General features: G+C 61.7%; 7 protein-coding genes. 1 reads left to right on the top strand and 6 read right to left on the bottom strand.

Going from position 1 to position 7656, the window contains the following annotated elements:
* The first annotated feature begins 352 nt into the window (after positions 1-352).
* Positions 353-634, top strand: coding sequence for a hypothetical protein (locus tag ABD768_RS29120; protein ID WP_344845913.1), 282 nt, complete (start codon positions 353-355; stop codon positions 632-634).
* Positions 635-1051: 417 nt separating this feature from the next.
* On the opposite strand, the gene ABD768_RS29115 is transcribed toward ABD768_RS29120, so the two are convergent.
* The 6 genes from ABD768_RS29115 to ABD768_RS29090 are packed head-to-tail and all read right to left on the bottom strand — an operon-like array spanning position 1052 to position 7647.
* Positions 1052-2350 carry an NtaA/DmoA family FMN-dependent monooxygenase gene (locus ABD768_RS29115; protein WP_344845911.1) on the bottom strand — a complete coding sequence of 433 codons (1299 nt, stop codon included), beginning with the start codon at positions 2348-2350 and terminating at the stop codon, positions 1052-1054.
* Positions 2343-3365 carry a Rieske 2Fe-2S domain-containing protein gene (locus tag ABD768_RS29110; protein ID WP_344845909.1) on the bottom strand — a complete coding sequence of 341 codons (1023 nt, stop codon included), beginning with the start codon at positions 3363-3365 and terminating at the stop codon, positions 2343-2345. The genes ABD768_RS29115 and ABD768_RS29110 overlap by 8 nt, the downstream gene beginning before the upstream one ends.
* Positions 3362-4699, bottom strand: a complete 1338-nt coding sequence (locus ABD768_RS29105; RefSeq protein ID WP_344845906.1) for a lysine N(6)-hydroxylase/L-ornithine N(5)-oxygenase family protein — start codon at positions 4697-4699, stop codon at positions 3362-3364. Before ABD768_RS29105 ends, ABD768_RS29110 begins: the two co-directional genes overlap by 4 nt.
* A complete protein-coding gene (locus ABD768_RS29100; RefSeq protein WP_344845904.1) occupies positions 4696-5013 on the bottom strand; it encodes a phenolic acid decarboxylase in 318 nt (105 codons plus the stop codon). The genes ABD768_RS29105 and ABD768_RS29100 overlap by 4 nt, the downstream gene beginning before the upstream one ends.
* A complete protein-coding gene (locus ABD768_RS29095; protein ID WP_344845901.1) occupies positions 5013-5405 on the bottom strand; it encodes a nuclear transport factor 2 family protein in 393 nt (130 codons plus the stop codon). The genes ABD768_RS29100 and ABD768_RS29095 overlap by 1 nt, the downstream gene beginning before the upstream one ends.
* Positions 5406-5442: 37 nt before the next feature.
* Positions 5443-7647 carry a pyridoxal phosphate-dependent decarboxylase family protein gene (locus ABD768_RS29090; RefSeq protein WP_344845899.1) on the bottom strand — a complete coding sequence of 735 codons (2205 nt, stop codon included), beginning with the start codon at positions 7645-7647 and terminating at the stop codon, positions 5443-5445.
* Positions 7648-7656 lie beyond the last annotated feature (9 nt).

The following is a 7656-nucleotide window of genomic DNA, read 5'->3' as shown; positions in this document are numbered from 1 at the left end:
CCCGCGAAATACCACCAACCACCAACCCCACACCAACCACCCAAACCACAACAACACGACCCAAACGCCGAAACGCCCCCACCAAACCAAACCCAAACACCACAACACACTCCTCACAAGCAGAGAACGACCGGCTCAGGGCCAAAGCCGCGCCAACGTACTCACCCGCACATGAACCCCGCTGAAACCGCACTGAGCCAGCCATGAACCATGAAACACTTCCGCGAAGCACAGGAATGCCTACAGCCACACGATTCAGATCAATTTCAGACAGGTCCCAGATCCTCCAAATACGCTGACAGACCAACACAACCCACAGATCACGGGAACGGTCGGTGACCGAGGAGGAACGATGGCCACAACTACTGAGTCGGGGATCGAAGATCTCGTCTGGCTCCAGCAGATGCTTGCCAGACATCCTGAACTCGCGTCGATGCATTACCAGATTGCGGAGCGGGATGGACTGGTGAGCGTCGAGGTCAGCGGTGCGAACTATGAAGCACGCGCTTGGCGCGCCGCGATCAACGGTCGAATCACCCCGTCGTATATCGACCAGCACGGTGTGCGCCGCCAATTGGTCATCGGTACCAGGATCGCGGTACAGGTTGTGCAGTATCCCGCCAACGCTGCGTGACTCGGCTAAGACGTCGGGCAGGTGACCGCCGAGAGCAATCAAAGTGGTCTACGTAGGGCTACATCGCCTGGAACTTCTGAACTCAGGTACGAACTCACGTCAGGATCTGGCTGGGATCAGTCCCCTTCAAGCGCACAGATATAGCGTTCGAGGGAGAGGTCTTGGAGTCGTTGCTTCGGCCGAAAATCACCGCAGTAGGAGGATCCATGAGTCTGGCGAGGCATGTGCGCACCACCGATCGCCGGCGGAGCAATGTGATCCGACGGCTTGTCGCTACCTTCAACCGGGTCGTGCGTCTATGGGACCCGCCTAGACGCAGGCGCCGCGTTGCTGAAGTCTCGGAGACAAGCAATGTCACCGATCTCAGGGAGTGGCGGCGCGTCTGTCGCGACCGCTAGCGGTTGCAAATCACCCTCGTCAAAAGGCGAGCAGGTTGTCGCGGAACATGGCGTGTGAGTATTCGGTCCTCACCAGCCCTCTTCGCTGCAGGGCTGGTACAAGGCCGTCAGTGATCTCCGCTATGTAGTGTCGGTTCATCTGCAGCCGAGGACTCGTGATGAGGAAGCCGTCGCCTCCGACCTCCTTCATGATTCTTCCCATGCGGTCGGCGACCGTATCGGGTGTCCCGATCAGCTCGACGGTCTCGACCAGGCTGAGCTTGATGAGATCGCGCAGTGGCTTACCGCTTCCAGCCTGTGCAAATCTCTCCAGGGTGCCTCGCTCGCCGTTCGTACTCACGGCCGGCAAGGGTGCGTCGAGATCGAACTGGGAGAAATCCACTTCCGTGATCGACGAGAGCTCCGTCAGAACGTACTCGATGTAGTCAGGATCAGAGACCCAGCGCTCGACCTTGTGTCGGGCGGCGTCCTCGGTCTCGTCAACCACCGGCGTCACTAGAAACAGGACCTTGCAATCCTCCGGCCGGCGTCCCAACTTGCGCAGCAGCCCATGGATGGTTGAGCGGAATTCCTTCATCTGCCGGACATTGTTGCCGATGGCGATGATCGTGTCGGCATACTTCGCGGCAAACTCACGACCCTTCGGCGATGCGCCGGCCTGGCACAGTACCGGATGTCCCTGAGGTGGTCGCAAGGTGTTCAGCGGACCACGGGAACGGTAGAAGGTGCCGGCGAAGTCAACCCGGTGGACCTTCGCGTGGTCGGCATAGACACCCGTCAAGCGATCCTTGACAACAGCGTCCGGCTCCCATGAGTTCCACAGCCTTCGGACGAGATCGACGTACTCGTCAGCCATGTCGTACCGGAGGTCGTGTTCGTACAACTTGTCGAGACCGAAGTTCTGCGCCGCCGTGTCCTCCGCTGAGGTGACCATGTTCCACCCAAACCTTCCTGCGGACAGGTGGTCGATGGTGGCCGCGACTCTGGCCAGCATCCACGGAGGGTAGAAGCTTGACGACATGGTGGCTACGATGCCCAGGCGGCTGGTCTGATGCGCGATCAAGGTCGCGAGTGGCAGGGGATCATGCTTCGGTGCGACGCCGTGCTTGAGGTCCGATCGCATCGTTCCGCCGTACACGCTGGACACCATCAGCTTGTCCTCGAGCAGCAGGTAGTCGAAGCAGGCGCGCTCCAGGTCCTCAGCCAGATCGAGATAGAACCTGCCGTCCCAGAAGTTTCCGTCGCCGCCCCAGGGACCGGTCCAGGAGTCTGCCGTGAAGTTGCAGAACCATGCCAGGTGGAATCGGTTCTCAGCCATCATTGAGCTCCTCGCCGATCGAGTGCAGATCGCGCGCCTCGCGAACAAACGTCCAGAAGGCCGCGCGGTAGTTGAGTGTGAAGGCGTCTGCTGGGACAGATACCTCCAAGTACTCCGCGTCCCACGGGACCTCAGGCGGGTCGAGCTTGCCGACTACCGCCACGTCCTCATAGGTCACCATCTCTTCGAACCTGACGCACTCGTCCAGATGCGAGCCGCGGAATCCCTTCTCGATCGCCACCACGCAGAACAAAACGACGCTTTCGTACGACTGCGGCGATGGAAACACTCCGAGCAAGCGCCGTCCGAGGCGTTGGTAGTCATAGATAACGCTAGCGAAGCCGGGGGCGACGCAGCGGTACTGCATCATGCAGTCGCCATTCACCATCCAGTCGCCGTCGGCCGAGACGAGGGGCCGATCCATCGCGACGTTCACACCGTCTCGGAGGACCTTGAGCTGCTCGACCGACTCCGGCAGCTTGCCCATCGATACAGCATGGACAAATGGAAAATGCGCGACGTCCCGAAAATTCTCCATCGCTGCAGCGACGCCGGTCGACGACACTATGGGGTTGGCCGCCGCACTCTCAAGCTCCAGCCCCTGCCACGAGGGAGGGTCGTACATCGGGTACGCCGGCTCGTCGATCACCGTCCACACGTGCTCGAATCGTTCGACAGCCGGAAAGGTCTTCAGCATCGCCCGAGGCGGGATCTTCTCCTGAGATTCGAGCGAAGGGATGAGCGTGCAGCCACCATCGGACGCATCGAACTGCCAGCCGTGATACGGACAAGCGATAGCGTCGCCGATGACCTTTCCATCTGACAGATCCGCCCCTCGGTGCGGACATCGGCGAGCCTGCACCACGGCCTTCCCTGCGGCCGTCCGATAGACCACCAGGTTCTCCCCGAGCAGCGTAGCGGCCTGCGGGCGATCCAGATCACCACACCGAGCCACTGGAAACCATGCGTGCCGCAGCGCTTGCTCTGCTTCCTCACGGCGGGAGCCGCTGGTCATGTGGCCTCGGTTCCTTGCCCGGACAGGGCAACCTGCGAGCTGGGCGGCGCGAAGACGGTGAACGCAGACCTCTCTGGGGTCCGGTAGACATCCCGCCCCACGATCGCGTTGATGATCGTCGCGTTCCGGTACGCTCCCAGGCCGAGATCAGGCGCGCTGAGACCATGGGTGTGAGCCTCGGCATTCTGGACGTACACCGATCCACCGACCGCCGCATCCAGGCGCAGACTGTGATCCAACCCGACTACGAACCGATCACTGGAGTCGAGCTCCACCTTGGCGATCATCGGCTTCATGCACTCCGGCGAGCGGGGTTTGTACCCGGTCGCCGCGACAACGCAATCGGTCCGCAGAAGAACGTCCGACTCTTGCAACACCTGGCGGCAGGTCAATTCACAGCCGTCTGCGTCTTCCGTAAGTGATACGACCTCATGTCCGGGGCAGAGTTCGACGTTGGATGAGCGACCCGCCGCGGTACGCTCATACAGGAGGTTGTAGATCGCCGCCAAGGTGTCATCGTCAATCGCGTTGTATCTCTTCCACTGCCCAGGGAGGATGCGGTCTTTGACGTCCTGCTGGAGAGAGTAGAAGAAGCGCGTGTAGTCAGGTGTGAACCGTTCCAGCCCAAGCTTCGAATATGCGAGTGGAATGAACTCGGGCGAGCGAGTAATCCACCTGAGTCTCCAGCCGTGCCGCGGCTGCCGGCCGAGGAGGTCGAGAAAGACCTCGGCACCGGACTGCCCCGAACCGACAACTGAGATGTCTCGGTAAGACGCCAGGTCCGCTTGCCGATAGATGTAGTCCGAGCTGTGGAACACCCTCGACTGCCCCGACGACATCGCCTGCGGCATGACCGGTTCTGTCCCGATTCCAACCACAACATGGCGACTCGTGACCACCTCGTGCCGACCATCGGCGCAGACGACGTCGATGGCGAACGCCGCCAGATCGTCGTCCCAGCAGAAGGCTTCGACCCGTGACTCGAATCGGCAAGACGGAAGAGACCTGGCTACCCAATGGCAGTAGTCGTCGTACTCGACTCTCAAAGGATTTCCAGATCCCCAGAACGAGTACGCATAGAGGCGATCGTGGCAATGCAAGTAGTTCACGAAGGACCATCGGCTGGTCGGGTGGACCAGCGACACCAGATCCGCCAGAGCAGGCACCTGCAACGTCGCGCCGTCGACCATGATCCCCGGATGCCACGAGAACTCGTGATGCTCGTCGAAGAAGGCGGTCCGCAGGTCGGCCACGTCACTTGTCAACGCGGCCAGCCCGAGATTGAACGGACCGATGCCGACTCCGACCAAGTCGTAGTCCGCCTCGACGGTCATCGGCCCAGGACAACCATGGCCGGTTGCTGGAACACTTTGACCCGATCACCCGCGTCGGTGTACGTGGTGAACTCCGTAAGGGTAGCGCTCGCCAGATCGAGAACCTGGCTGATGGTCGTGCCGTCGTCCTCGAGCCAGTTCAACCAGTACCGGTCGTCTCCCAGCTCCGTGATCACCGGCGACTCGACACCACTGTTGCCCGCGGTCTCGCCGGCAAGGGCCGTCCAGCGCAACTTGTCCGGACTCAGGTACTCGACCTCATACTGAGAACCGTTCTCGTAGGTTACTTGGACCTTCTGACCGACGATGTCCATCACTTCTCCTCCTCTGCATCGATAAATTGTGCAGCGAATGTCTGGAGGACGATTTTCCCGTCCTCCACAACAAAAGTGTCGGTTCCGAATGTGACGTTGTTAGCCCGCCAGGTGTAGAAGGCGATCCCGCCAGTGATGACCTGCGCGATATGTTCCACCGTTACCCGATCGGGCGGAAACACCTCTGATAGCAGCTTCTCGAACAAAGCTAGGATCTCCGAGCGTCCCCTCGCGATGCCGAACAGATCGTTGACGACAACAGCGTCGTCAGCGTAGTCGGCGACTACAGCATCGAGGTCGCCGCGGGCAAACGCCTCCATGTTGTGTTCCATCACTACAGCGGTCCGCGAACTCCGTTCTGCCTGCATTGCAGGCGAAGTACCGCTATTCATGTGGCGGCGCCTCCTCTGGCGTAATTGAGATGGAATGTCACGATCGGAATGCCTCGAGTGTGCTGGCGATAACCTCGTCGACAACCTCCGTTGTGGTAGCCGGATGCGCGAAGGCCAGGCGCGCCACCGGCTCGCCGTACCAGGTGGTGGGCGTGACGAACGCGATCTGGCGGTCGAGGATTGCCTTCGACCAGGAGAGGTAGTCGGCTTTGCCCCAGCCATTGCGACGGAACAGCACGACGGCAAGCTCTGGGTGGAGGATCAGCTCCAGATGCACGGCGTGCTCGATCAATTGGGCCGCGTACGTCGCAAGCATGATTCCGTGCTCGACTGCCCGCCGATACGCGTCAGTGCCATGGACAGCGAGCGAGAACCAGAATGGCAGACCTCGTGCGCGGCGGCTGCAGTGATGAGCAAGATCAGACGGATTCCATTCGCCGTTGTCGTGAATCGCATCGAGATATGGCGCGTCCTGCGTGTGCACCTTCCGCGCCACATCTGGATTGCGGTAGAGAAGGGCCGCGCAATCATAGGGCGCGAAGAACCACTTGTGCGGATCGATGACCACCGAGTCAGCAAGCTCGATTCCGACGAAGCGTTGTCTCGCGTCGTCGGCCAGCAGAGCCGCCCCGCCAAGCGCGGCGTCTACGTGGAACCAGAACCCATGCTCGGCGCAGATCTCCGCGACACCTTGGAGATCGTCGATCTGGCCGGCATTCGTCGTGCCTGCTGACCCAGCAACGCAGATGACTTGGTCGCGAGGGTCCATGGCTGCGAGCGCACTCCGGACACCATGCCGCGTGAGTCGGCCGCTGTCCGTCGGGACCAATAACGGCTCGGCACCCACGGCCCTTGCGCTGTTCGCGATCGAAGCATGTGCCTGGTCGCTCAGCATCACCCTCAGACGACCGGGACGCCCCGACGCAGACTCACGAGCAACGACGAGTGCTGACAAGGCTGCCTGTGTGCCGCCAGAGACGAAGCATCCGCGCGCACCGTCGGGTAGGCCGATGAGCGAGGTGAGGAACCGAAGAGCTTGCTCCTCCGCGGCGACGACTCCCGCTGCCTCGAGCCACGAGATGCCTTGCAGTGATGAGCAGGAGACGACCATGTCGAACAGCAGTGACGCCTTCGTGGGCGCATTCGGAGCGAACGCGAAGAAGCGCGGGCTATCGGCAGAGATCACCGTCGGCGCGATGTGCTTGGTGAAGGTGTCGAGTACGCTCCGCGCGGAATTGCCCTCCGGTGAAATCATCCCGTTCAGCACAACCTCCAGTTGCTGTCGATCCCCCGGTCGGTCCAGCGGAACTGGATCTCGGCGAATCCGCCTGCCGAGATAGTGGAACACCGTCACTAGGAGTTCCTCGTCCACAACGTGCATCGCCGCTGCCGAGGAATCGCCGGTCGCCGGTCCGGTCGCCTGCTCACCTTGCTGAGCTGTCAGCAGGCTCACTAGTTCGTCGTCCTCCGTCGCTGTCGCGAATTCGACAGCCGCCGGCAGCCGGTCGCGCAGGACTGTGGCTGCCCGCGGGTCCAGGTAGGCGAAGCGAACCGCCCTAGTGTCACGGCTGTCCGCCATTCTGGTCAGAAGCGGCAGATCGATCGCCGTCGGCGTGAAGTCACTGAACAGTCTTGTCATGGCCGGGATTTCTCCCAGTCGCCCGCTTGCGACCACGCGTTCCAGATGCCCATCGAACCCCGAGAAGCCTGCCGACCTGCCGAGGAGCTCGAGAACACGTTCGACGTCTCTGAAGTCGTTTCTGGCGCAGCCATCCGCCACCAGACTGTCGACTTCGCCATCGGTGAGATCAGGCATTACACCGGTGCTCCTGCACAGATCCACAAGAGTCCCGTATCGACCGGTACGCCAAGCGAATCTGATACCGAACTGAACATCCGCTTCAGCCGGCCTCGGCGCGACGGTCGAGATCTGGCCCAGATAGTCAATCGCCTCCGGCCGTGCGCTCGCAGCCAGTACCGCGCACGCCCGGTGTGCGATTCGCTCCGACAGCCGCGGCCGGATGCCCGTGGCGTCGGCGATCTGCTCGACAGCGCCGAGGCGTCCGCGCTCGGCCAACGCCTCGTATGCGGACTGGACCGCGGCGGGGTCGATCTCCATCCGCTCTGTCCGCGACGAGAACAGATGGCAGAAGTCGTCCGCGCGACCCTCCACGAGAGCTTGATACAGCTCTATCTCCAACGCGCGCGGCGTGAGCCGGTGGACGGCATATCGCTGGTGCATCGACCGCGC

This window comes from Kribbella ginsengisoli (genome assembly GCF_039537185.1).
Lineage (GTDB): Bacteria > Actinomycetota > Actinomycetes > Propionibacteriales > Kribbellaceae > Kribbella > Kribbella koreensis.
This window is presented reverse-complemented; position numbering and strand designations above follow the sequence as displayed.